We start from the raw sequence: 24,092 nt of genomic DNA, 5'->3' as shown, positions 1-24,092 counted from the left end.
ATCCCTTTATTTCTCTATAATGTACATACTAATAATCCTTTGGTAAAAATTTTTTCGTTTTTTTTCCTTCTATTGACATTGTCAAAATGATCCCATGTGAATATGTATGGATTAGTGAAAATGGAAAAAGCATGGCGACTGTTTGTCATTGCCATGCTTTTCCTCAGAAACTATTTAATTAGCATCCGCCATTTCCCGGATTTCCTACGCCGCCTGTTCCATTGTCTGTAATTGTAACTTGCCTGTTCTGCAAAATTTTAATTGTGAATTCCAGCATTGTTTTTTGAACCATGTGTTGGAAGGTACCTTCTTCAAAAGGGCCATTTCCTGGTAATGGATAACGGTCAACTGCCTCATCCCATTGTACGATCCTGCTTGAAATCAGTTCACAGAATGGAAGCTGGTTGTAGAATTGTGTGCTTACCTGATGGAATTGAGAAAGATCGCTTGATAACAGCTGGTCTTTTTCAGGGAAACCGTGTCCCAGGTTCTGTGCTCTGAAGAAATCAAATTCAGAACGAGTATTTAACGATGGCAAAAGCGGGTCAGTCAAAAAGTCAGTAATGTTAGTAACACACTCAAATGGAACGTCCACTGTAAGTGAGCGCATTTCAGAGGCAACACAGTCACTTTTTGCATGAGGGCAAGGTGTTGCATATTGAATATTCTTGCGGATGAAACCTTTAATAAATAAAGGTATACCAAAATCAGTTTCTAAATCGTCTCCTAATAACAGCCTGCACTGGACAATTTTAACCCTTTTCTTAACGTCTTTAATTTCAAGTACAGGATCAGGGAAACTAATATTTGCTACCGTATTTGTTCTTACTCTTACTTCCTGGAGTACAACTGGGACTCTAACAATTCCGGAACCTATTGTACCTACTGGATCAACAATTACATTTTCGCATTGTTCCACAGATGCGGATTGATTTACATTAACACAGCCTTTAGAACCGTGATGTTCTTTAGTCATTCTTTTTTCCTCCTTGTAATTTCTTATACAGTTTATCCTATTCTTTAAAGGCTTTTTGGCATAGATGAATGAATCAGAGCAAACGCGGAATTTTGCTATTTTACAAGATTTCCGCGATTATTCTTTTCTAGTGAATATTAAAAAATGGGTACTTGCACAGATGCCCATGCCTATTGCATAGAATTCAAAAGGAGGAGGATAAAATGAACAATCATAATTACTTTGCAGTCGATATTGGCAACAGCTGGTATAAGATTTTGGCCTCTGATCAAGGAGAGCTTTTTGAATATCAGCTGCCAAATGCCATCGCCCTATATGATGACGAATTTTATGAAAAGCCCTATGACGAGGAAGATATAGACCTCGAGGAAAATTTGATCGCAGAGGTAAGAAGCCCGGCGATCAATAACAAAAGAGAAGTTTTTTATGCGGGGAAGGCTGCGGCAAAACAAAGGAATGTCAGCCTGACAGCAAGCAATAATCAAAAAGCCGATGAAGACCGCACCTATATCCTGCTTTTCGCAGCGGCTGCCTATCATGCTTCGATCATCAATCCAGATGATATCGAAATCAATTATTGTATCGACCAGCTTGCAGTATCGCTGCCAACTACTCAGTACAAGGAAAAGAAAGAATTATTGAAACAAAGATTAATAGGGAACCACACCGTTACCCTCCATAAGGTGCCAGGCATTCCTGAACCAAAGGAATTGATTGTCAAACTTGAGATCAAGGATGTTATTGTCGGGGCGGAAGGAGCCTGCGCTTATCTTGGCTTAATTCGCGATATCGAAACGATGGCAATCAAGGATGAAAATCTGGTTAAAGATTCGCGGAAGGGCATTATTATCGGAGACCTCGGCGGTGATTCTGTAGACTTTGTAGGCATAAAAAATAGCAAGCCTGTAGCCTCCGTTGAGGGAGACCACTTCGGCATCAATTTATTCCTCGATACCATCATTAAAAAAGTCAGCAAAAACGAGCTATATACCTTCGATTCAAGGTCGGAGCTTGAAGAGAAGCTTTATGCCGGACAATCCGAATGGTATGTCGAGCCTTTTGCAGGTGTCAGGAAAGACATCAGCAAATATGTGATTCCGCAGCTGCGGATCATGGCGATTAAATACCTCGAACATTTTGATCGTGCCAGAAGCAGTTCCAGTGAAATAAAAGGTGCCTCACGTTACATTGCTGTGGGCGGTGCAGCCAAGCTTGCACAGAAACAAATTCAGGAAGCAGCCTTAAGATGGTCTGAAAAAGGGCGCCCAATTGACCTGACGTTCCCTGAAAACCTTGAAAAACTGAATGTCTTCGGCCTCATGATCTTGGCGAAAATGAATCAATTAAAAAAACAGCATGAGAATACCGAGGAACTAATTTCCGTTGAAGGATGATCGGTATGTCAAACACATATACGGACTATGTAAATAAAATCGCGATAACCGTCCCTGAACGATATATTGATGTTAAAACTGGCGAAACCTATACAGTTTCACCTAAAGTTGCCGAGCAAATTGAATACCATGCCAACAACAGTTCATTGAGCCATCTTGTTCTCTCGGCTCTTCATCAATACTTGTCTCCTAAACCTGTGCTCAATGGTGGCACTAGCGAAATTCTGCAGCAGCTGGCAGATATCAAGGAAATATTAGCGAATGGCGTATACCCACTAAGACCATCAGTCCACCAAAGGATAGGGAAAGATCAAACAGATGCCTCTAATTTGCTTAATCTGAAAGAAGTAGAGGACATTCTCGAGGCATTTGGAGGATAGAATGAATTAAGGACGGTACATGAGTACACGTCCTTTGTTCTGCCTTATTGAAATTCATTTGGACTGACTCAGCATTTGGCAGATCAACATCAATAATTTGGGATAATGTTTCAAGTAGAAATCATTGTCTGTAGAAACAGCTTTTTTGTGGTAATAATCCAGGAGCCTAAAAGCGGTGGTTTCTGTGTAGGTTGCAGGGATATGGAAGAAATCAATGACTGGTGAAAAAGAACCATCACCGGCAGGGAGTAAATAACCAATTACCATGTTGCCTTCTTTAGGCTTGTGATAAATTTCATTGTAAACTACTACAAGCTTTTCTTTCATCTGAAAAAGATCCGACATCACCAATACCCTTCCATTGGCTATATCTGTTATTTCTTCAACAAAATAAAAGCCGGGCATGGCATATTTCCATTCGCTAAGTATGCGATGCACTTTTGGTCTTCTTCTGTGCCTGTATTCAGCAGAATCAAGATAATATTGGAGTATGGTTTTTCTGCCACCCCTTACCCGATGATACAGTATGGCCCAAGAAAACAGATGAGGTATCATGGCTGAGATAATTTCATCATTGGAATTTGCTTTTTCAGTAAACTCATCCATAAGGTCCAACAGATACTCTCCGTAATACTCATCAGCAAAATAAAAAAGTTCATCTAATTCATCAAAAGCAGCAATCTTCAATTTTTCCTGCATTAAAATAATCTTATTTTCATTTTCTTTAATCATTTGCTTCTCCTTTCAGGAATTACTCTCACCTCCTTATCCTAGCATAATAATTTCAACGCTTTCGGGAAAAATATGTCTGAATTTTTACAATTTAAAATCGCTCATTTAAAACATGCTCATTGAATATTTTTCAGACATCATTTCCAACAGTTTGATCCCGCCAATACTATTCCCTTTTTCATCAAGAGCCGGGCCCAAAATGCCAATGCCGAAGCGGTTAGGAACTGAGCCCATGATTCCTCCAGATACACCGCTTTTTGCCGGAATTCCAACCCTTACCGCGAACTCGCCTGATGCATTATACATACCGCAGGTTACCATAAAGGTCTTGCACAGCCTTGCTACATACGCAGGGATAATCCTTCTGCTGGTAACCGGCTCAACACCATCCATCGCAAAAATACAGCCGATTCTCGCAAGGTCCAGGCAATCCACTTCGATAGCGCATTGTTTTGTATATACTCTCAAAAGCTCTTCAACATCCTCGTCAATCACTCCATGCTGTTTCATGAAATAACATAAAGCCCTATTAAGGTCTGAGGTTATATATTCAGATTCAGCTACCTCTTTTGAATATCCAATAGATTTGTTGCCCGCGAGATCCTGGATAAATGCAAGAATCCTGTTAAAACGCTCGCTTTCATTGCTGCCCTTTATCATATGAGTAACTGCAAGTGCTCCGGCATTGATCATTGGGTTCAAAGGTTTAGAAGGGCTGAATTCCAGCTTGATAATTGAATTAAACGGGTCACCAGTAGGTTCATAGCCAACCTTGTTGAAAACTGCCTCTTCACCGTAATCCATCAAGGCAAGAGCCAGCGTCAATACCTTCGAGACACTTTGCAATGTAAGCTTCTGCTTGACATCCCCTGCGGATATGCAAGTCCCATCAGCATGGTAAATGGCGACTGACAGTTCCTCCTGGTGTGCTTTGGCAAGTGCAGGAATATAATCTGCTACCTTTCCTAGTCTTGTGTAAAATTTTGCATCGTCTACAAGCTGCTGCAACTCATCAGTAGATCTACACGGCATAACATTTCCTCCATTGAATGATAAGAATCTTATTATAAAACCCGCTGCCAGTTTCCCTGTCATTCCCTAAAAAATAGGCGGCACAGTTGTGCCGCCACCTTTTTAATGAATCTAAAATCTGCCCGATCTTAAAATAGAATAGATAATCCAGAGAAACATCAAAAAGGCAATCATAAAACCGATTTCGATGGCCGGTACACTTGTAAGAATCGTATTGTTTCCAAAGGTGGCACCAACTATCAGCCCTAACACGACGATGCTGAATGCAAGCAATGTCAAACTGAAGGAAACCTGATTGCTGATCCGATCGAATTTATTAAGGATCCGATTGATTTCTGAAAGGCTGATTTCAAATTTTAAATCCCCCTTGGATGCCTGATCTAATACAGTATCCACCTTATTGGGAATATCAGTGATAGTATCAGTCAAATCCTCGGCTTTATTCAAAAACCTTTTGCCCATTTTAATAGGATCATATCGCTCCCTCATCAACTGCTCTCCATATGGCTTCGCAAGCGAAATCATATCAAGCTCTGGATCCATTTCGGAAATGATGCTTTCAATTGTAACCAGTGCCTTTCCCATCATCGTCATCTCTTTAGGAAGGATTATCCTATGCTCCTGTGCTGCAGCAAAAAGTTCCTTTACCGTCAGCCCTAATCTCAGCCCCTCATGAGGCTGGAGATCTACCGTTTTACGGATGGCATCTACATCGTCATAAAAGTGATCTTTATCGATATCCGGAGGGATGTCAGCCAGCCTGAAGATAGCTTTGACAATTTGATTTGTATCTTCTTGCATGATACCCACCATCATGGATGTGGTATCATATCTCATCCTAGCTGAAAGCCTGCCGACTTGTCCAAAATCAATAAAGACGAGCTGCTCTGTTCCAGGAATGTACAGGATATTTCCGGGATGAGGATCTCCATGAAAAAAACCTTCTCTAAGAATTTGCGTAATATAGGCCCTGACCAGCAAATCGGCGATTTTTTGTTTCTCTTCCTTATCAGCTGCCATCGTTTGCAGCTCATTCAATTTAATTCCATCTATCTTCTCCATCGTCAGGATTTGCGATGTAGAAAATTCATGGAATACCTCGGGTACTTTAATGGATTCGCAGTCCTCAAACTGCATTTGGACCATATCGGTATTCCTGGCTTCCTCTGAGTAATCCAGTTCTCTCCGGATGGACTCTGACAGCTCTTCAACCATTTCAGTAATATTATAATATTGTGCCCAGTCATAGCGGTCCTCAATTAATTTGGCGAGATCCTGTAAAATTTGCAAATCGGTATAAACTACCTGTTTTATACCTGGCCGCTGGACCTTGACCATCACCTTTTCACCTGTCGGAAGAACAGCTTCATGGACCTGTCCGATAGAAGCAGCTGCAACACATTCATCATTAAAGGAAAGGTAAATCTCTTCCGCTTCCCTCCCGAATTCCTGATAGATTTTTTCTTTTATTTCCCCGGCAGGCACAGGCGGGACTTGATCCTGCAAAAGCTCCAGTTCCTTTACAATATCCGCCGGAAGCAAATCAGTCCTGATACTGAGAAGCTGCCCAAGCTTTACAAAGGCAGGTCCCAGCTCTTCAAGCATGCACCTAATGCGATAACCTGCTTCCTGTGTATTTCCGGTCTTCATGTCTGCGACAAGTCTGTCTTTCAGGGATAAGACCTGAAAAAGTCCTACCTCTTCCAGAACATAGCCAAATCCATACTTCACTAAAATCGAACCTATTTCTCTATATCTATTTAATCTTCTTAAGCGATCTGTCAACATTCCGTCACCTGCTGTTTATTTCATGTCTTTGGAAAAGCCCGGCGGTATATTGTCAATTCCCTGATCCGTCAGATCTAAGTCCGTTTTTAAATTTTTGCTTCTCATTTGGGTTAATTCCTGCTGGATCAGGACTAACTGTGCCTTGACTACATCCAGCTCTTCTCTTGTTACGAAGCCCAGTTCCGTAAGCTGGTTTTTCGCCATTTCCTTAAAATCCTGATTCCATTCGTCACTTTTGCTTTCTCCTTTTTTATAAAATTCATCAAATATGGTATCCGCTTCAGTTTGGGTCATGCTCCCTTTTTCAACAAGCTTCATAATGCTTTCATCGAACTTTTCTTTTCCTGCCACAGCAGCACCGAGTCCCAGCAAAAAGCCGCTTTTAAGAAAACTATTCATATTTGGAATCCTCCTTTAAACTAACTGTTAACTTAACAATACCCAAAAACTTGTGTTAATCACCCTTTTACGACAAAAAAGCACCTGCTTCATAGCAGATGCGATCTTTTCGGTTGCCCAGGTTTAAGCCTTCAAGATATCAAACTTCTCTAAATAAGCCCAATTTTGAGGAGCCGGCAGGCTTAGCTGCCAGAAAGTCGTTCCGTAAAGCTGATAAAGGTCGAGTTGCCGGTATTTTTCTATATAGCTTCGAATATCCTCAAACCAGACAATATGCTCCTCTGTGCCTTTCCAGTAACGATACCAGGGAGATTTCGCCGCAGGATCGAACTGGATGGCTGATCCCGTGGTGATAGCCAAATTTTGCGCCTCCAAAACAGAAATTGCCCTAAACTGACTAGATCCTGGTATTTTATCATGTCCGTATAATCCAAGGGCAATTTGCAGTTTACCCGGAGGAATCAAAGAGATTGAATATCGAATCACTAAAGCTAACCACCAGAGCGGTGTTATCGGATCCGGCGGACCGCCGGGGTATCCATAGTCAATAGTCATTACAGCGACGATGTCAGCAATCTCGCCAATGGTTTTATAATCATATGCACCAATGATCGGGTTTGTTGGGATATCTTCTGTTTTAGCATGGACATTTACATGCAGAATCAAATTGCCCATAGCAGCCTTAAGCTCACGTAAGAATTGGTTAAAATTCTCACGCTGCGGAGGAGGTACGAATTCCATATCTATGCTGATGCCTCCAAAGCCTCTCTGTTTCGAAAGATTTACTAGGCTCGCTACGAGATTTTTACGGTAGGCTGGATTCGCAAGAACCGTTCCTGCAAGCTCCCTGCTGAATCCTTCCGCTGTAGTATTCTGAAGTACCAGCAAAGGAATCACATTCAACTCTTTGCTTCTCTTAATATATGCTAAATCATCCACCCCAGCATAAGCATATCCTTCACTTGTGAAAGAGTAGTTTACAATAGCGAGGAAGGTAAGTCTTGGAGCCAACGCATCAAAGCCGGCAAGAAAAGACTGCAGTGAAGAAGGCACGATAAAGCCAAGGGTAGCTAAGGGAGGCTTTAGAGGTGATGGGATATTAATATTCTGGCCAATGTACAGCTTGTTTGGGTCCATTCCCGGATTTGCATTCAATATACTGGCAACTGATGTTCTAAATTGAACAGCGAGCTTCCAAAGTGTATCTCCTGATTTTATCTTATAAAACCGAATGACCGGCTGATTATCTGGAATATAAAGAGCAAGCCCTGGAACAATTAAGCTTGATGAAGGCAGCCTGTTGAGATCGACGATGCTTTGGATTGTTACACCGTAACTCCTGGCGATAGACCACAAATTATCACCGGCTTTTACTACATGCACAGCCATCTGAATCACACCCTTTTGGGAAATATCTCTTACCATCATATGGCTGAACAGATTGTTTATATTACTTTTAAATCGTCAAAATAGATACATCTTACTTTAAAGTCCCGCAGCTATCATTATCGGGACGATTAAATATGTTTGCGGGACAAAAAGAGGCAGGGTCCCATATATCGTGGGCCCTGCCAAATCAGTTTATCGCCATCTGCTCTTACCTTCGTTGCGGTTTCGGCTTTTGGCTGTATGGCAGGCATCACAAATTTGGTAAGGAGAATCAACAGGAATTCCCCTTCCGCAGTGCCTGCATTTCTTTTTATAATTTTTCACTTCAGATTTCAGAAATTCATGAACATCATCACTAAGCCCTGTTCTGACTCTTTCCCAGTACACCGCTTCAGTCTTTCGGCCAAGCTTGTATAAAAATAACAAATGAAGCCCAATCGCTTTGTATGAAAGCTCCAGTTCTTCAAGAGTGGCAGTCTTAACTACCGGCTCAGGAAGCTCTTCATCTGTGACAATGGCCTTGATTGTTTCAAGCCATTGCTCAATCAAAGCAGGTTCTTTTGAGGAAAATGGCAAGTGCAGGAATCCGTATAGCTCCATCATTGGCAGCCTCGCCTCTATCTCAGTATCCCTGACATACTCATATAATTCACGCTCTTCAGAGAGGGTTGCTTTTTTTGTCCCCTTAGGACTTTCAAATTTGTCCCATAGCTCAAAAAATACAGCAAGAGAACGATGATATTTTTGGAACCGTTCAAAGATTCCCGAAGTCGGAGCTATAGAAAAGGTCGCAACCGGTGCATCCTCTTTTTCCAGAAGCTTGGCCATTGAATTGATTTCCGACGTGAACGCTACCTTGCCCACATTGTAGATACCTTTTCTTCCTGCCCTGCCTGCTATCTGTTTTACTTCCTGTGATGTCAGCCTTCTTCTCCTTGTGCCATCGAACTTTTCATTTTCAAGGAAGACAATCCGCCTGATTGGAAGGTTAAGGCCCATCCCGATTGCATCAGTGGCTACTACAACAGTGGTTTCGCCTTTGATAAAGCGCTCCATTTGCTTTTTCCTTGTTTCTGGCGGCATACTGCCATAAATCATGCTTACCTGCCTTCCGCTATTTTGCAGCTTCGAAGCGTTTTCCAGCACCTGCTTGCGTGAAAAACAGACAAGGGCATCCCCCTTTTTTGCATGATTCAGGCTGAATTCCTTATTCTCAACCTGAAGTGGAATATCCCTGGTGTAATCATATATTTCCACAAGATTATCCTCCAGCAGCTCCATCATAATCCCTTTGATATTCCTGCTTCCAATGATGTGGACTTCTTCCGCGTTTGCTTTTGTGATCGCTTTATACCACGAAAATCCTCTGTCTTTATCAGCGATCATCTGGGATTCATCAATCACGACCACGTCGTAAAAATCCTTTTCATGAAACATCTCTACAGTACAGGAAATATGGGCCGCCCCTTCAGAAATCTTTTCCTCTTCCCCTGTCTTTAGAGAACAAGGGACTCCTTCGTTATTCAGTTTTTCATAAACTTCTAAAGCGAGAAGCCGCAATGGTGCCAAATACAGTCCGCTCTTCGCAGCTTTCATCCGCTCAAGTGCATGATGCGTCTTCCCAGTGTTTGTTTCTCCTATATGAAGGATGTAACGGACATTCCTTCTGAGGGAAGGATTGTATTCCCTGCCGAAGATATCCTCCAGCATCCTCGCTTCTTCTTCTTTTTTCCTGCGGATTTCGGCTTCTTCTTCAGCTTTCCTGCGTGCCCTCACTGCCAGGTCCATTTCATATCTTTCACGATGAACAGTTTCATCAAATGGGATTTCAGCTAACTTCAACAGGTCATTTACATATTCCTCCTGAAGTTTATAAAGAAACCCATCTGTATAAGCAAACAGCAGGTCGTCTATAATACGTTTTACCTCATTCATATTAACCTGGTCTTCAAAGATCTCTTCATAATCCTTGATAATGTCAGCAGGCAGATGATTCATTACCTCTTCTGACCCGATTTTTCCAAATAACTTTATCACTCGTTTTTCAAAAAAATATTGATAGGTTTCATATTCAAAATAATGTCTTCCCCAATGGGCGGTCTGGTGGATCTGTCCTGTCAGCTCATCATAAAAATCAGCCATTGTCCGGTAATCCTCCGGGTTAAATGGACCAAGTTCAGTCAGTTTTTCTTCAAGCATGAACGTATCTATATCTTTATAACGAGGATTTTCTTTAAAAATATGAATTAAATCCTTTGAGATTTCATGCCTGAGCCTTAAATATGCAAGCTCTTGAAACTGTTCCAAAGTACCTCTTGCCTTTTGATAGATCCGTTCCTTGATTGCCGATTTCTTTTCCAGTGTTTTTTCTTCTTCTGCCTTTCTGAGAAACTTTTTCCGGGCACTTTCATACATTCCAAGCCATTTTTGATCGCTGATAATTCCTTTAATCCAAGAAAGCACATCAAAAGGCTGATATTCCCTCACTTCATTACGGAAAAGTTTATTGATCAGCTTCCGGTCAACACCCTCGACCGTAAACCCACGCTCACTCAAAAAAGCTTTCTTGTCCCGTTTCGAAAAATCATTTGTCGATTTAGTCAGCCAGACATTAAGCCAAATTTGTGTCAGGTATGTATTTCTATTTCCAAGATAATCATCGAATGCTGGAGCCGATTCATGCTCTCCAAGGAATTTCTCAATATCCTCCATAACCTTGCTCTTTGTATGCTCAATCGCTAGCTCATAAATACTTTCGAGTTGTTTCATGTAAAAGCTCCTTATAACTTATAACTTTTATAAACAAAAGGCCGCACAAAAATTGTGCGCACCTCTATATTGCCACTTATTATTTTTCTAAGCTGAGTACGCTGTTATCAGGCGTTTTTAACCTCTAACTTTTTCACTACTCTGTTTATTATTTCCTTATCCTGTTCAGAAATATGTTTCGGCTTAATTGGTGATACTGCGTCTATTTTTTCTGGATGATCAGCGCAAAGAATTTCCAAATAGAATGGTGTACTTTCCCGATCTCCATTTAAGTAGCCTTTAAGAATTTTCATTTTATCGGCTTTGCCGGTAAAGACACTCTGATAATCCCATTCAATTTCATTACTATACCTCGAGTCCATCTTTTCTTTCAGTGCCAATGCTTCTGATACAGCTTCGTTCGGTGAAGTAAAGTATGATTTAGTCCTCCATAGACCTTTCTTTTTCTTGCCGTCCCCTGCTTTTGCCTGATAAAGTTTTACGATCATTTGCCTCATCCTTTCTGGTTTGGTCTCACGCCTTCTCATGGTGAGTCGTAACACCAGAAGACCTAAGGATTAAACTTATATGAATAGTATACCCTGTTTTCCATTGGTTACCTATTAATAAGGCAATATTCTTGCTGATTGTTGTTTTATTAGGGCTCAGCCATTAATAAAAGCGTGTGCGATTGCACACGCTCTCTAAATTATCCATTAATTTGCCGTTACTGCTTGTTTTTCATTCAGTTTCTCATGTCTGATGGTTGCCTGGGCGGCAGCAAGCCGAGCTAGAGGTACCCGGTACGGTGAGCAGCTGACATAATCAAGTCCTGCGTTGTAGCAGAATTCAATCGAACTCTTTTCACCGCCATGCTCTCCGCAAATACCAGTCTTAAGTCCTGGCTTTGTTTTACGGCCTAAGGCTACCCCGGTCTCAACCAATTTTCCGACTCCCTCACGGTCCAGTACAGCGAAGGGATTTTCAGGCAGTACCTTCTGTTCGATGTACGCCTGGAGGAACTTGCCTTCCGCGTCATCACGGCTGTAGCCGAAAGTTGTCTGGGTTAAATCGTTCGTTCCGAAGGAGAAGAAATCTGCTTCTTCAGCAATTTGATCTGCAGTCAAAGCAGCACGTGGGATCTCAATCATCGTTCCAACCGTATAGTTGAATTCCTTGCCAGTTTCCTCCATAATGCTTTGTGCTGACAGATTTACAAGCTCACGCATTTCCTTCAGTTCATTCACGTGCCCTACTAATGGAATCATGATTTCAGGCTGAACCTCGATCCCGTTATCGGCCAGTTTAGCCACTGCATAAAAAATTGCCCTGGCCTGCATTTCATAAATTTCCGGGTGGATCATTCCAAGACGACAGCCGCGGTGGCCTAACATTGGATTGAATTCATCCAATTGGCGGACCTTTTTCAGAAGTGCTTCTTTTTCCTTCAATATTTTCGATTCTGGATCAAGAATCTGTAATTTAGTGATTTCGACTAGAAGCTCTTCCTTATCTGGAAGGAATTCATGAAGCGGCGGATCCAGCAGACGGATGGTTACCGGCAGTCCCTGCATAGCCTCGAAGATTCCTTCAAAATCCTCCTGCTGCATCGGAAGAAGTTCATCAAGTGCCTTGGTACGGTCTTCAAAATTGTCAGCAAGAATCATTTTCTGGACAATCGGAACTCTTGCAGCATCCATGAACATATGCTCAGTCCGGCATAACCCAATTCCGCCGGCACCAAATTCTAGTGCCTTGGCTGCATCCTCTGGATTATCTGCATTTGCACGGACACCAATCTTCCTCTCTTCATCTGCCCAAGATAGCAGTAACTGGAATTCCTCTGACAATTCAGGTTCAATCATCGGAATCTCCCCAAGCATGATTTCGCCAGTTCCGCCATCAATTGTAATGATCTCACCGTGCTTCACGACAGTGTCGCCGACACGGAATTGCTTCTCATGCAAATCAATTTTCATCGCTTCACAGCCGCAAATACATGCCTTACCCATACCGCGTGCAACTACTGCTGCATGGCTGGTCATTCCTCCCCTGCTTGTCACAACTGCCTGTGCAGCAATGATTCCATGTATATCATCAGGAGTCGTTTCTGGACGTACAAGAATCACTTTTTGGCCATCATTTGTAAGCAGTTCTGCTTCATCTGCATCAAACACTACCTTCCCGGTAGCAGCGCCTGGGGAAGCAGGAAGGCCTTTGGCAAGCTGTTCCCGCTCAAAATTCTCATCAATCCTGCGGTGCAGCAGCTGGTCGAGCTGCTCTGGATCCACACGAAGCAGCGCAGTTTTTTTATCAATAATCCCTTCATGGACCAATTCTGCAGCAATACGGATAGCAGCCTGTGCTGTGCGTTTACCTGTACGCGTTTGAAGAATGAACAGCTTCCCTCGTTCAACAGTAAACTCAATATCCTGCATATCGGCATAATGCTGTTCAAGACGTTTGCATGTATCGACAAACTGTCCGTAAACATCAGGCATTTCCTCTTTCAGCGTCTGGATTGGCTGCGGAGTACGTATCCCTGCTACTACGTCTTCACCCTGAGCATTGATCAGGTACTCTCCATAAAGAATATGCTCCCCGGTCGACGGATCCCTTGTGAAAGCTACACCTGTTCCAGAGTCATCTCCCATATTCCCAAATACCATGCTTTGAATGTTCACAGCCGTACCTAAATGGGCAGGAATTTTATTCAGGCGGCGATAGACGATTGCACGCTGGTTGTTCCATGAATCGAATACTGCCTGGATTGAAAGGAATAGCTGCTCCTTAGGATCCTGAGGGAAAGGCTTTCTTGTATGCTTTGTCACAATGTTTTTATATTCCTCGATGACTTCCTTCCAGTCTTCCGCAGTCATTTCAGGATCAGAATGATAGCCTTTCGCTTCCCTTATTTCCTCTAGCAATCTCTCAAAGAAAAAGACGTCTACATCTAGAACTACGTCACTGAACATTTGAATAAAACGGCGATAGGAATCATAAGCAAAACGCGGGTTGTTTGTCAGCTTCGCCATTCCTTCAACTGTTTCATCGTTCATGCCAAGATTCAAGATGGTATCCATCATTCCTGGCATAGAAAACACTGCACCTGACCGAACAGAAACTAACAGTGGGTTTTCCGGGTTGCCTAACTTCTTGCCTGTATTCTCTTCAAGTTTTCCCAAAGCTTCAAGTACTTGAGCCTGGACTTCAGCTGAAATCGTCTTTCCTGCATCATAGTATGCATTGCAGGCTGCTGTCGAAATAGTGAATCCAAATGGCACAGGAAGGCCGATCCGGGTCATTTCAGCAAGGTTAGCACCTTTCCCTCCAAGGATTTCTTTCATGCTGCTGTTGCCTTCATTAAAGAGATAAACAAATTTAGACATCACGTAAAACTCCTCTCACTTTTTAGAATATCAAGAATCAAGCCTGCTGTTTCTTCAATCGCTTTATTTGATACATTGATGACTGGGCATCCAACACGCTTCATTATTTTTTCGGCATAGTCTAGCTCCTCCAGTATACGTTCATAGCTCGCGTAGTTGGCCCTTGCACCTAACCCAAGCGCTTTCAGCCTTTCAGTCCTGATTTCATTCAATTTATCAGGGGAGATAATTAAGCCTACACATTTGCCTCGCGGAACCTGGAAGAGTTCATCCGGCGGTTTGACTTCAGGAACGATCGGTACATTCGCTACCTTGAAGCGCTTATGAGCCAGATACATAGATAAAGGAGTTTTGGAGGTGCGAGACACTCCGAGCAATACAATATCAGCCCTTAATATGCCGCGAGGATCTCTGCCATCGTCGTATTTTACTGCAAATTCAATTGCCTCGATCCTCCTGAAATAATCATCATCTAGCTTTCTCATCATTCCGGGACGGTTATTAGGCTGCTTGTTGAATTTTTTTTCGAACGCGCTCATCAGTGGATTAAGGAGATCGACTGCATAGATCCCTTCTTCCTGTGCCCGTTTATCGAGGTACGACTTCAGGGCAGGAACAACAATGGTATAAGCAATGATTGAGCGCCCTTGCTTTGCAAGCAGGAGGACATCCTCTATATCTTCTTCATCCTCGACGTACGAGTTGCGGCGAATATCAACCTGGCCGCCATTGAATTGCGTTGCCACGGCTTTCACTACAAATTCCGCGGTTTCTCCGACCGAATCGGATACAACGTAGACTACTTCCTTCATATCCAAAATGCGCTCACTTCCTAGACAGATTTTTGCTCAACAAGTTCTAAATAAATCTTTGTGATTGTCGTTTTTGTTATTCGTCCAATAACTTCGTATGTATCCGGGTTATTGTTGAGTTCGCGGACGACAGGCAAGGAATCGATCCGGTTCTGCACAAGCTTCTTTGCAGCCTGCAGCATCGTTTCCTCAGGTTTTACGGTGATAATATTCGGCATTCTTGTCATGATGACGCTTACAGGCAGGTCCTCGAGATTTTTATTGCCGATTGCAGCTCTCAAAAGGTCCTTCCTGGAAATAACTCCTGCCAGACAGCCTTCTGAATCCACGGCATACAGAGTGCCTACGTCTTCAAGAAACATCTGGACAATTGCGTCATAAACAGAAGATGATTTCTGGACAACAATTGGATGTCCTTTGTAATCACTCACCTTCATATCAATAAAGGTTTCTGCCTTCAATAGCTTTTCTCTGTCCTTATTAAAAAAATATCCGACTCTCGGTCTTGCCTCCAGGCTGCCTGCCATTGTTAGGATGGCAAGATCCGGACGGAGAGTTGCTCTGGTCAGCTTCAATTTTTCCGCTATTTGTTCGCCGGTAATCGGACCATCTTCCTTGACGATTTGTACGATTTCTTCCTGCCGTTTTGTCAGTTTAATAGAACTCACCACCAACTTACCCCCAATAATTATTATGTTACATTATCAAGGATTTTTTAAATGTGTTATCCTTATTAATTTATAGTATATAACATTTAACGAAAAATCAAAAGAAAAGGATTTAATTAATCTAAAATTCTTATAAACTCCGCTTTTCTTTTGCATTAAATAGGCTATACTCATACACAAAGGCTGTCTTCAAATTGATCATTGCTATTCGAATTCTCATACTTTTCTTCAACTTTAAAGGTTTGGGGCTCTTTTTGAAGATGTCTCTGCAGCGGATGAGCAAAAATGTCTGTAAAAACCCAATAAACAGTTTTACTTTGGGTGTTAACGCAACAATTTTTACGAAAAGAGCCTAAATAAAACAACTAAAAAACCCCCTGCAATCTCCTTCAGGGGGTTCAAACTATTTACTTAAATCCAATTCAAGAGTCACCGGGCAATGGTCGCTGCCCATTACAAAGCACTCGGCACCGGCTGAAACTATGGAAGACGCAAGCTTCGCTGACACGATAAAATAATCAATACGCCAGCCAATATTCCTTTCTCTGACCTTATTCATGTAAGACCACCAGGTATAAACATCCGCAGTGTCAGGATTCAGATAACGGAAGGAATCGACGAATCCGCTGCTCAGCAGCTCAGTCATCTTTGCACGTTCCTCATCCGTGAAACCAGAATTGCCACGATTTGATTTTGCGTTTTTCAGATCGATTTCATTATGGGCAACATTCAAATCACCGCAAAGGACAACAGGCTTGCTTCGTTCCAATTCTAAAAGATATTCACGCAGCCTGTCTTCCCAGGTAAGCCTGTATCCTAGACGGGCCAAATCACGCTGGGAATTCGGAGTATATACATTCACTAAAAAGAAATCTTCAAATTCAAGTGTAATTGCTCTTCCTTCACAATCGTATTCTGGAGCATCAATTCCATATTTCACAGAAAGTGGTTCCGCTTTTGTGAATACTGCTGTACCTGAGTAACCTTTTCTCTCTGCATAATTCCAGAATTGGTGATAACCGTCAAGCTCCAAATTGATTTGCCCCTCCTGGAGCTTTGTTTCCTGAATACTGAATATGTCAGCATCCGCCGCTTTAAAGAAATCCAGAAAACCTTTTCCGGAACAAGCTCTTATTCCATTCACATTCCACGATACCAGTTTCATTTTAATGTTCTCCCCTGTGATTGTCTCTTGTATTGTGCCACTTAATTGGCAAGTATTCTTACATTCTAGCATTCATTTAGAATCGATTCTAATATGGAAATTCCCTTATACAGATCCTCTACGGGCGCATTCGCAAATGACAGCCTGAAATATTGCAGCTTTTGTGTGGCATATATTCGGCCAGGATTGATTAGGACACCTTTTGAAAGTGCTTTTCGATATAAGTCAGCTGCCTGAATCTCCGGCTTTAGTTTTACCCAAATGAAAAACCCTCCTGCAGGCCGGTTCCATTCGGCATGATGCGCCATATGGGTATCCAGTGCCTGTAAGGCTGCGTCTCTTCTGCTTTTTAGCTGTTCTCGTACCCTGGATAGATGATTTTTATATCTCCCGCTTGAAAGCCATTCTGCAGCTATTTTTTGGGATATGGAGCTTGAGCCATAATCTGTTTGCATCTTCAGGTCAGCAAGTCTGTCAATTACAGCCTCGGGCCCAACAACCCATCCAATCCGCAAGCCAGGATTCAAGCTTTTGGACAGACTTCCCACATACAGTACATTTCCATGCCTGTCATGGGATTTAATTGGCGGAGGCGGAGGTGAGTCCAGCCATAAATCAGCATATACATCGTCTTCTATAATTGGGAGCTGCGCCTTTTCGGCCAGGCTCAGCAGCTCAAGCCGCCTGTCTGTACCCATAAGCGTTCCAGTAGGATTATGAAAATTGGGATGGCAATACAAAACTGATTTTTTATTGACCATTCGTTCTTCCATTATTCCAGGTATTATTCCTTCTTCGTCCAAGGGGATACCCTGAAGTTTCAAGCCAGCAGATTGAAAAGTTGATAAAGAATAGATATAGGAAGGATTTTCAAGGAACACTGTAGATTCCCGTTCCAATAACCCAATTGAAATTAAATGCAGAGCCTGAAGTGCCCCGGATACTATAAGGATTGACGACTGCGGTGCCTTTACTCCTTTTTTCATTAGATATTCACTTATCGCAGCCCTCAATTCCGGGTTTCCTTTTGGATCCTCATAACCGAATGGAGTCAGCTCATCGCCAACCTTTTGGATAACTGACCTCATTTCCTCAAGCGGAAATAAATCTTTTGATAATTCTCCTTTGCTTAACTGAATGAGATTGCCATCTGATTCTGCAAGATTTATAGCCTGAACCGTAGCGAGGCTTGCCTGATGAGAGCCCAGCTGAACCTTCTCGTTCCAATTCACTGGCGGATTGGATCGCATCAGCGTCCAGGTATTATTGATTACGATTGTCCCCATCCCTGATTTTCCCTCGATCAAACCATCGGCTGTCAGCTCATCCAGCGCGGTAATGACTGTACTGCGGTTAACGCCAAATTGCTTTGCCAATTCCCTCTGGCTTGGCAGCCTGCTGCCTATTGGCCAGGTTCCGTTGGTAATCTGATTTTTTATATAGTCAATGATCATTTGATATTTTGGGGTTTTCATCTTGCGGCTCCATTCCTTTATTAAAAAATTGGATGGTCTTTTGAAATATTGATTGGTTGGATACATTTTAACAAGACCCGGCTATATTAGAAAGACATAATACGTTACCGGGTTAAATTGGATGGTTTTTAGGGTGGTGAATTTAAAAATGCGAATAGTAATTGCGCACGCGCTCATTATACTGCTGTGGGGATCAGCATTTGCAGGAATAAGACATGGTCTTGAAGGTTACTCTCCGGAGCATTTGTCCTTGCTAAGGCTCATGATAGGCTCGACTGCACTCATCATTTATGCATCCTTTACAAGGATGAGGCTGCCCGAGCTGGTGGATTTGCCGGTTATTTTCATCTTCGGCTTCTTAGGGTTCGCTGTCTACCAGACTGCGCTTAGCATTGGGGAACAAACAGTAAGCTCAGGAACCGCAAGCCTGCTTGTTTCGACTTCGCCATTGTTTATTGGATTAATCACGAATTTTCTTCTTCACGAACGGACCGGCAAGTGGTATTGGCTCGGAGCTGTAATAAGCTTGACGGGAATTGCGCTGATTTCATTTGGCGGCCCAGGAAGCTTCAGAATTGGAAACGGTCTGATCTTTATTTTGATAGCCTCTTTTTCTGAGTCTCTTTATTTTGTGTTCCAAAAGAAATACCTTATAAAATATGGAGCGCTGCCCTTTACTGCCTATACCATTTGGGCAGCAACAATTATTATGCTGTTATACGCCCGCGGCCTTGTTCCACAGATAATGGAGGCACCTGTCGGGGCAACAATCAGCGCTGTTTATCTTGGGCTGTTCCCAACGGTCATTGCCTATTTTGCGCTAGCATATGTCACTTCTCATTCAGGTGTATCTGATGCTGCTGGCTCTTTGTATCTTACACCTGCTGCTGCCTTCATCATTGCCTGGATCTGGCTTGGAGAAGTTCCGGCAGCAGTGACAGTCATCGGCGGTTTGGTCACGCTTATAGGTGTATCACTTACGTATATGAAGGATAAGGCACCGGCTTCTGAAAAAAGAAACACATCAACTGGAATCTCATAAATCAAAAGCAAGCTGTTCCGAGTCACCTTCTTTAGGGTCCGATGGGACAGCTTTTTTCTTGTCTAGCATTGTTTCATTGTTTAGTCTGGCACGCTTATTTGCCCGTTGAACATCGACAATCGGCGTCTCATAGCCAAGCTGATAAAATCCCGGATATAACCAGGGCTCATGAATATATTCAATGGAGAGCTGGCTTAATTCAGGAATATGCCTTTTAATCAAGTTCCCTTCTGGATCCAGTTTTTTGCCCATCTTCACCGGGTTAACCAGCTTTATTTTTTCTTTGCCTATGTGCTCGTGCATAAGGTAATTGTGAACTTCAGGCTGATAATCAAGAAATAGGCCAGCAAGCTCTGTGGATACCTTGGTCATATCCAGCTTCAAGATATTGCAGGCAAACGAAGCCGCCATCCCTCTCAAAGTAAAATTGAGCCAGCCTGTTTTGTGAAGACTCCTCATAGCAGCATCCATAAACGGGATTCCCGACTTTCCGCTTAGCCATCGTGAAAAGAACTCTTCATCCTGATTGTCCCTGCTTGTGTCCATTCTATGAAGGGTTAAATGTCCCAAAGATTCATAAAGTAACTTTTCACGGGAATAAAGCTTAGCCAAAAAATATTCCAGCTGTTTCTTATTCTCTCCGCTGATGCTCTCAAGCCTGTCGCGGGTTTTTTGATAGACTGTACGTACAGAAATATTTCCCCAGGTGATATAGCCAGAAAGTCTGCTTGACGAGAGCGAAGATGGTATTGGTTTGTCGCTGTTCTCAATATAATGAAGGAATCGTTCCTCAAGAAATGTATCTAGAGTTTCTATTGCATTTAATTCCCCGCCCTGCTGCCCGAAACGGATTCTGCTCCCCTGCAGCTTAACATTGTTGAACTTTTTTAAATCGGTAAAAAGAACTTCAGGAATACGATCAGGTATATTGATGTCTTTTGGCGGGCTGATGATTGGATCGTTTATGTATGCTTCCCATTGTTTTTTAAAGCTTTTTGCAGCTTTCTTTTCGAACTCAGGGCCAAACACATAGCAGTTTTGATGATTACTCTCTGCCCATTGTTGCACACTTGGGCTTGCTTTATGCGTAAAAATGGTTAGTGAGCCATATGCCTTCAAAAGAACATCCAGTATCGTTTCAGCTTTTCCAATAGCCAAAAACAATCTGCCACCCATGACAGTGAATTGCCTGGATAATTCCTCAAGTCCTTCAATGACAAACTGAAAATGGCGGGCAGTAAACCTTCCGCCATTCCAAACAGATGTTTCATGGATATATAGGGGTAAAAACTCACCCAATTTCGCCGCTTCAGCTAAGGGCTGATGGTCGTTTACCCGCAAATCCTTATTGAAGAGCACAAGATTCATTTTCCTCACCCCACTATCCAATGGACATTGAATTAATACATAACTAGTAACAAAAACTGCCGATGATCAATACATTAATATTTGCTCAAAGGATATTAATAAAGCGGTCCGACATTAGTTTAGTACCTCACGTAAAAGAATACCAAACAAAATCCCCAAAAACATGGAGGTCAATGTTCCAAGAAGGAAGTACTCAGCCCAGTCACGATCGTCCATCTGTTTAAACCTTGCGATTGACTTTGCTGTAACGATGAAAGCAATCGCAGGATATGAACCATAATATGTAAGAAGGATGACAAGCAGCCGTTCGATATAACCTATCAGCTTCCCTCTAGATAAATCATGTTTATTGAATACCATATAGCTATATTGTTCTGACAATCCTTTTTCCCCATTGCCGCTTTTAGGATATTCTGTTTCCTTCAGATCATTTTTGAAGGTATATTTCCCTTCAAAGGTTAGAAGCTGGCCAGGCAATGATCCCAACAGGATCCTGATGGCATGTCCGCTGACAGTAGTCCCCAGAATCAAAACAATGATAATAAACAGGAGGGTCTCCGGAATATCAAGCTGTCTTCCGTCCCCCGCAAAAATCCCTATGAATCTATCTAAAACAGATGTAAGCGTCTGACCAAAAAACAGCTGCAGCGATACCATGATCATAACAAGGTGCAAAAACTGGTCAATGATGAAAAACCAAAGCTTATTAAGATTATCACTATCTATATACCGATCGACCACCATAATCTTTACCAGGTCGATTGCGAAATGGGTGCCTGCAATAAACAGCCCAGGCCAGAGGATTGCCTGAAACGGGTTCATGTCCTGGTAGAATAACACCCAGGCGCCAGCAAGAACGAAAGCATTCACGACCGCATGGTGGAGAATATGCTTTTTGATACTCCTCAGCTTGTCCTGAACCATCTTATCTGTCTGGAGATAAAAATCCGCTATCAAATGGGCAAATATTAAACTTAAAATAAGCATAACTTCTCCTTCCAAGGCTGCAGCTAAAGATTAAAGACTTTATTGGCAAGAGCTGTAATATGTTTTTGAATGCCCTCTTCCAGCTGCCTGGTATTATTTTGAGAATCAAACTTAAAGACACGGTTCTGGATTGATTCCAAGACATTAACAATTTCATGGAAACTGTCAATTATCAGTTCACAATGTCCCTTTTTAACATGGCTGTAGATAGTCGGTGCCGATTTGTCCAGCAGCTTTGCAACTGTGTTTTGCTTTTCATAAACAAGGTATAGCGAACAAACCAGACTCTGGACCTCAGTTTGTTCCATGGAAAGCGCATGCTGCAGCTTCAACATCCCATTAACCAGAGTCAGATATTCAGAGTAAGAGGGAGTTTCCTCATTTTGAAAGAGGAAAACTTCCCTGTCCTTCTGTTTTTTCAGTATTTCATTTGATAATCTTGCCTGTTTCACTAGAGGATGTATCCACTTTTCCAAATCAATTTCGTTTACGTCCTTTTCAATATTGCCAAACGACAAACCAAAATACGGCCTGTTCTTTCGGTATTTCCAAATCCGGTTAATATAGAATCCAGCAACAAATGCAGACCCGTATCCCTCCGCCAACAAAATCAGCTCATCTCCAGCCCGGTGCTTCACCTTGACAGAGATTGATTCTTTGAACCATTCATTAATCCAGCCTTCCACTTCAGCTAGATAACTGCTTAATTCCTCAACCGATTCTGCAGCAGAGGAGTTGGAAATATCCATGATAAATACAGAAGCCGGGTACATGACCATACCACCTAACATAAATAAATTAGACTATATTAGTTAATATAAATAAAATTAGTTTATATAGTCAAATTTTTGTTTTATTAGCCTGTTTAATTGAATCTTTCTTTATTTATTGCAATCCACTTCATTTTAACAAGATCATATGTTCTCCTCAATAGAAGAAATAAAAAAAGAGCCACAAGGGCTCTTCATTGATTTTATGCTTCTGTTACGACAACCTTTTCCATTACATCGCCATTGCGCATAGCTTTTGCAGCTTCAAGGCCAGAAGTTACTTTGCCGAATACAGTGTGAACACCGTTTAAGTGCGGCTGTGATTCATGTACGATGAAGAATTGGCTTCCGCCAGTGTCTTTGCCTGCATGTGCCATAGAAAGTGAACCAGGTACATGCGTATGAGGGTTGCCCTCTGTCTCACACTTAATTGTATAACCAGGACCGCCAGTCCCTGTTCCGTTAGGGCACCCGCCCTGGCTTACAAAACCTGGAATCACACGATGGAAAGTCAAACCATTGTAAAAACCTTCGTTAGCAAGCTTTTCGAAGTTAGCCACTGTACCAGGAGCTTCATTTGGATAAAGTTCGAATTCGATTTTCTCACCATTTTGCATTTGTATGTATCCTTTTTTAGCCATGAAAATCATCTCCTTATGTTAAAATCACTGTTATCATACACTTTTCCAATTAAAAAGGAAAGTCATGTACCCTTCGATTAATAAAAATGTATTTTCACCCGCTATTTGTGTTAAAATAAAAAAGCCCCTGCCGAACATTCGCTTGTTGCGGGACACTTAACCACTGTACGGACGGCAGGGGCCCTGCTCTGCAGGATCTCTTATTAATACAAAAGGCTGATCAGCTTCTCTCCGATTTGCTGCGTTTGATTCTGGCGAGAACCCCGATTTACGACAGCACCAACAGGACATCCCAATCTCCTTCAATCTCTAATTATCCAGATTCAATCCAGTTTTTTTTCGTAATACACACATTGATTCTTCAAAGCCACTTTATTAATCGTATTTTTATATTTTACTTGTTGTCATCTGCAAGAATGGACAAAAATAGATTACCATTTTTTAAGGAGCCAGTATGATTAACCAATTGCAATTAAAATATATAAAATGGATAAAAAGGGCAGCTTATGGGTTATTTAGCCTCTACATGATTATTGCAGCTATATTGTTATTTTTCAGTCCATATAGACAAGCTGCTTACGAAATCAATTCTGCGGGAACCAACCCTTACAATCTTGTACCCTTCAAAACAATTGGCAATTACCTTAAAGCTTCCTCCCACATTAATCAGGATATTTGGATAACAAATCTTTTTGGCAACGTGCTTGCATTCCTTCCCTTAGGATTTTTCCTTCCATTGCTTTTTATGAGCTATAATCGTTTTTGGAAAACTTTTGGAGCAGTTTTCTTAACAACTGCTTCTGTTGAAATCATACAGTTCATGACAATGGTGGGCAGCTTTGATATTGATGACATTATCCTGAATACCCTCGGAGGCGCCATTGGCTATTTGATATTTATAATGATTTTTAACTATCTTCGAAATAGAGGACAATAA

General features: G+C 42.0%; 21 protein-coding genes. 4 read left to right on the top strand and 17 right to left on the bottom strand.

Annotated elements, in window-relative coordinates; translation table 11 throughout:
- Positions 1-178: 178 nt before the first annotated feature.
- Positions 179-1,003, bottom strand: a complete 825-nt coding sequence (locus tag AC3EBE_RS16815; protein ID WP_488596269.1) for a CsxC family protein — start codon at positions 1,001-1,003, stop codon at positions 179-181.
- A gap of 176 nt (positions 1,004-1,179) precedes the next feature.
- On the opposite strand from AC3EBE_RS16815, the gene AC3EBE_RS16810 reads away from it, so the two are divergent.
- Together AC3EBE_RS16810 and AC3EBE_RS16805 are read left to right on the top strand one after the other, a co-directional pair.
- Positions 1,180-2,370, top strand: a complete 1,191-nt coding sequence (locus AC3EBE_RS16810) for a ParM/StbA family protein (protein ID WP_488596196.1) — start codon at positions 1,180-1,182, stop codon at positions 2,368-2,370.
- Positions 2,371-2,375: 5 nt separating this feature from the next.
- Complete coding sequence (locus AC3EBE_RS16805) at positions 2,376-2,750, top strand: hypothetical protein (protein ID WP_488596195.1); 375 nt, start codon at positions 2,376-2,378, stop codon at positions 2,748-2,750.
- 54 nt (positions 2,751-2,804) lie between these two features.
- Here AC3EBE_RS16805 and AC3EBE_RS16800 read toward each other — a convergent pair whose 3' ends face one another.
- From AC3EBE_RS16800 to pdxR, 12 genes are all read right to left on the bottom strand, one after another.
- The gene (locus AC3EBE_RS16800) at positions 2,805-3,482 is read right to left on the bottom strand and encodes a hypothetical protein (RefSeq protein WP_488596194.1); all 678 of its coding nucleotides are present in this window, start codon (positions 3,480-3,482) and stop codon (positions 2,805-2,807) included.
- A gap of 105 nt (positions 3,483-3,587) precedes the next feature.
- Positions 3,588-4,514, bottom strand: coding sequence for a glutaminase A (gene glsA / locus AC3EBE_RS16795; RefSeq protein ID WP_488596193.1), 927 nt, complete (start codon positions 4,512-4,514; stop codon positions 3,588-3,590).
- A gap of 111 nt (positions 4,515-4,625) precedes the next feature.
- On the bottom strand, positions 4,626-6,302 hold the full coding sequence (locus AC3EBE_RS16790) for an ABC1 kinase family protein (RefSeq protein ID WP_488596192.1): 1,677 nt from the start codon (positions 6,300-6,302) through the stop codon (positions 4,626-4,628).
- Between the two features lie 15 nt (positions 6,303-6,317).
- Positions 6,318-6,701: a phasin family protein gene (locus AC3EBE_RS16785; protein WP_488596191.1), complete on the bottom strand. Its 384-nt coding sequence runs from the start codon at positions 6,699-6,701 to the stop codon at positions 6,318-6,320.
- A 123-nt stretch (positions 6,702-6,824) separates the two neighbouring features.
- Positions 6,825-8,090, bottom strand: a complete 1,266-nt coding sequence (locus AC3EBE_RS16780) for a LysM peptidoglycan-binding domain-containing protein (RefSeq protein WP_488596190.1) — start codon at positions 8,088-8,090, stop codon at positions 6,825-6,827.
- A 192-nt stretch (positions 8,091-8,282) separates the two neighbouring features.
- Entirely contained in the window at positions 8,283-10,859 is a 2,577-nt protein-coding gene (locus tag AC3EBE_RS16775; RefSeq protein ID WP_488596189.1) for a DEAD/DEAH box helicase, read from the bottom strand.
- 107 nt (positions 10,860-10,966) lie between these two features.
- Entirely contained in the window at positions 10,967-11,347 is a 381-nt protein-coding gene (locus AC3EBE_RS16770; RefSeq protein ID WP_488596188.1) for a hypothetical protein, read from the bottom strand.
- Positions 11,348-11,554: 207 nt separating this feature from the next.
- A complete protein-coding gene (gene ppdK / locus AC3EBE_RS16765) occupies positions 11,555-14,227 on the bottom strand; it encodes a pyruvate, phosphate dikinase (protein WP_488596187.1) in 2,673 nt (890 codons plus the stop codon).
- Entirely contained in the window at positions 14,227-15,045 is an 819-nt protein-coding gene (locus AC3EBE_RS16760; protein WP_488596186.1) for a pyruvate, water dikinase regulatory protein, read from the bottom strand. Before AC3EBE_RS16760 ends, ppdK begins: the two co-directional genes overlap by 1 nt.
- Positions 15,046-15,059: 14 nt before the next feature.
- Positions 15,060-15,707: a transcriptional regulator CcpN gene (gene ccpN / locus AC3EBE_RS16755; protein ID WP_488596185.1), complete on the bottom strand. Its 648-nt coding sequence runs from the start codon at positions 15,705-15,707 to the stop codon at positions 15,060-15,062.
- Between the two features lie 403 nt (positions 15,708-16,110).
- Positions 16,111-16,872, bottom strand: coding sequence for an exodeoxyribonuclease III (locus AC3EBE_RS16750; RefSeq protein ID WP_488596184.1), 762 nt, complete (start codon positions 16,870-16,872; stop codon positions 16,111-16,113).
- 65 nt (positions 16,873-16,937) lie between these two features.
- Entirely contained in the window at positions 16,938-18,347 is a 1,410-nt protein-coding gene (pdxR, locus tag AC3EBE_RS16745; protein WP_488596183.1) for a MocR-like pyridoxine biosynthesis transcription factor PdxR, read from the bottom strand.
- Positions 18,348-18,495: 148 nt separating this feature from the next.
- Here pdxR and AC3EBE_RS16740 point away from each other — a divergent pair, with 148 nt between their 5' ends.
- Positions 18,496-19,389, top strand: coding sequence for a DMT family transporter (locus AC3EBE_RS16740; protein WP_488596182.1), 894 nt, complete (start codon positions 18,496-18,498; stop codon positions 19,387-19,389).
- Here the strand turns inward: AC3EBE_RS16740 and AC3EBE_RS16735 are convergent.
- From AC3EBE_RS16735 to AC3EBE_RS16720, 4 genes are all read right to left on the bottom strand, one after another.
- Positions 19,384-20,757 (bottom strand): FAD-binding domain-containing protein, encoded by a 1,374-nt coding sequence (locus AC3EBE_RS16735; protein WP_488596181.1) that lies wholly within the window; start codon positions 20,755-20,757, stop codon positions 19,384-19,386. The two genes, AC3EBE_RS16740 and AC3EBE_RS16735, sit on opposite strands and share 6 nt — an antisense overlap.
- A gap of 114 nt (positions 20,758-20,871) precedes the next feature.
- Positions 20,872-21,744 carry a DUF3307 domain-containing protein gene (locus tag AC3EBE_RS16730; protein WP_488596180.1) on the bottom strand — a complete coding sequence of 291 codons (873 nt, stop codon included), beginning with the start codon at positions 21,742-21,744 and terminating at the stop codon, positions 20,872-20,874.
- A gap of 23 nt (positions 21,745-21,767) precedes the next feature.
- The gene (locus tag AC3EBE_RS16725; protein WP_488596179.1) at positions 21,768-22,517 is read right to left on the bottom strand and encodes a hypothetical protein; all 750 of its coding nucleotides are present in this window, start codon (positions 22,515-22,517) and stop codon (positions 21,768-21,770) included.
- A gap of 200 nt (positions 22,518-22,717) precedes the next feature.
- Entirely contained in the window at positions 22,718-23,155 is a 438-nt protein-coding gene (locus tag AC3EBE_RS16720; protein ID WP_488596178.1) for a peptidylprolyl isomerase, read from the bottom strand.
- Between the two features lie 454 nt (positions 23,156-23,609).
- Here AC3EBE_RS16720 and AC3EBE_RS16715 point away from each other — a divergent pair, with 454 nt between their 5' ends.
- Positions 23,610-24,092 carry a VanZ family protein gene (locus AC3EBE_RS16715; protein WP_488596177.1) on the top strand — a complete coding sequence of 161 codons (483 nt, stop codon included), beginning with the start codon at positions 23,610-23,612 and terminating at the stop codon, positions 24,090-24,092.

It is taken from the genome of Mesobacillus sp. (assembly GCF_057785455.1).
Note: the sequence above shows the minus strand (reverse complement) of the source record. Positions and strands in the feature narration are given on the sequence as shown.

What these genes read in the sequence shown, in the direction of transcription:
- AC3EBE_RS16810 (WP_488596196.1), top strand. Translation starts at nt 1,180, where the DNA reads ATGAACAATCATAATTACTTTGCAGTCGATATTGGCAACAGCTGGTAT.
- AC3EBE_RS16805 (WP_488596195.1), top strand. Translation starts at nt 2,376, where the DNA reads ATGTCAAACACATATACGGACTATGTAAATAAAATCGCGATAACCGTC.
- AC3EBE_RS16800 (WP_488596194.1), bottom strand. Translation starts at nt 3,482, where the DNA reads ATGATTAAAGAAAATGAAAATAAGATTATTTTAATGCAGGAAAAATTG.
- glsA (WP_488596193.1), bottom strand. Translation starts at nt 4,514, where the DNA reads ATGCCGTGTAGATCTACTGATGAGTTGCAGCAGCTTGTAGACGATGCA.
- AC3EBE_RS16790 (WP_488596192.1), bottom strand. Translation starts at nt 6,302, where the DNA reads ATGTTGACAGATCGCTTAAGAAGATTAAATAGATATAGAGAAATAGGT.
- AC3EBE_RS16785 (WP_488596191.1), bottom strand. Translation starts at nt 6,701, where the DNA reads ATGAATAGTTTTCTTAAAAGCGGCTTTTTGCTGGGACTCGGTGCTGCT.
- AC3EBE_RS16780 (WP_488596190.1), bottom strand. Translation starts at nt 8,090, where the DNA reads ATGGCTGTGCATGTAGTAAAAGCCGGTGATAATTTGTGGTCTATCGCC.
- AC3EBE_RS16775 (WP_488596189.1), bottom strand. Translation starts at nt 10,859, where the DNA reads ATGAAACAACTCGAAAGTATTTATGAGCTAGCGATTGAGCATACAAAG.
- AC3EBE_RS16770 (WP_488596188.1), bottom strand. Translation starts at nt 11,347, where the DNA reads ATGATCGTAAAACTTTATCAGGCAAAAGCAGGGGACGGCAAGAAAAAG.
- ppdK (WP_488596187.1), bottom strand. Translation starts at nt 14,227, where the DNA reads ATGTCTAAATTTGTTTATCTCTTTAATGAAGGCAACAGCAGCATGAAA.
- AC3EBE_RS16750 (WP_488596184.1), bottom strand. Translation starts at nt 16,872, where the DNA reads ATGAAACTGGTATCGTGGAATGTGAATGGAATAAGAGCTTGTTCCGGA.
- pdxR (WP_488596183.1), bottom strand. Translation starts at nt 18,347, where the DNA reads ATGAAAACCCCAAAATATCAAATGATCATTGACTATATAAAAAATCAG.
- AC3EBE_RS16740 (WP_488596182.1), top strand. Translation starts at nt 18,496, where the DNA reads ATGCGAATAGTAATTGCGCACGCGCTCATTATACTGCTGTGGGGATCA.
- AC3EBE_RS16735 (WP_488596181.1), bottom strand. Translation starts at nt 20,757, where the DNA reads ATGAATCTTGTGCTCTTCAATAAGGATTTGCGGGTAAACGACCATCAG.
- AC3EBE_RS16730 (WP_488596180.1), bottom strand. Translation starts at nt 21,744, where the DNA reads ATGCTTATTTTAAGTTTAATATTTGCCCATTTGATAGCGGATTTTTAT.
- AC3EBE_RS16725 (WP_488596179.1), bottom strand. Translation starts at nt 22,517, where the DNA reads ATGTACCCGGCTTCTGTATTTATCATGGATATTTCCAACTCCTCTGCT.
- AC3EBE_RS16720 (WP_488596178.1), bottom strand. Translation starts at nt 23,155, where the DNA reads ATGGCTAAAAAAGGATACATACAAATGCAAAATGGTGAGAAAATCGAA.
- AC3EBE_RS16715 (WP_488596177.1), top strand. Translation starts at nt 23,610, where the DNA reads ATGATTAACCAATTGCAATTAAAATATATAAAATGGATAAAAAGGGCA.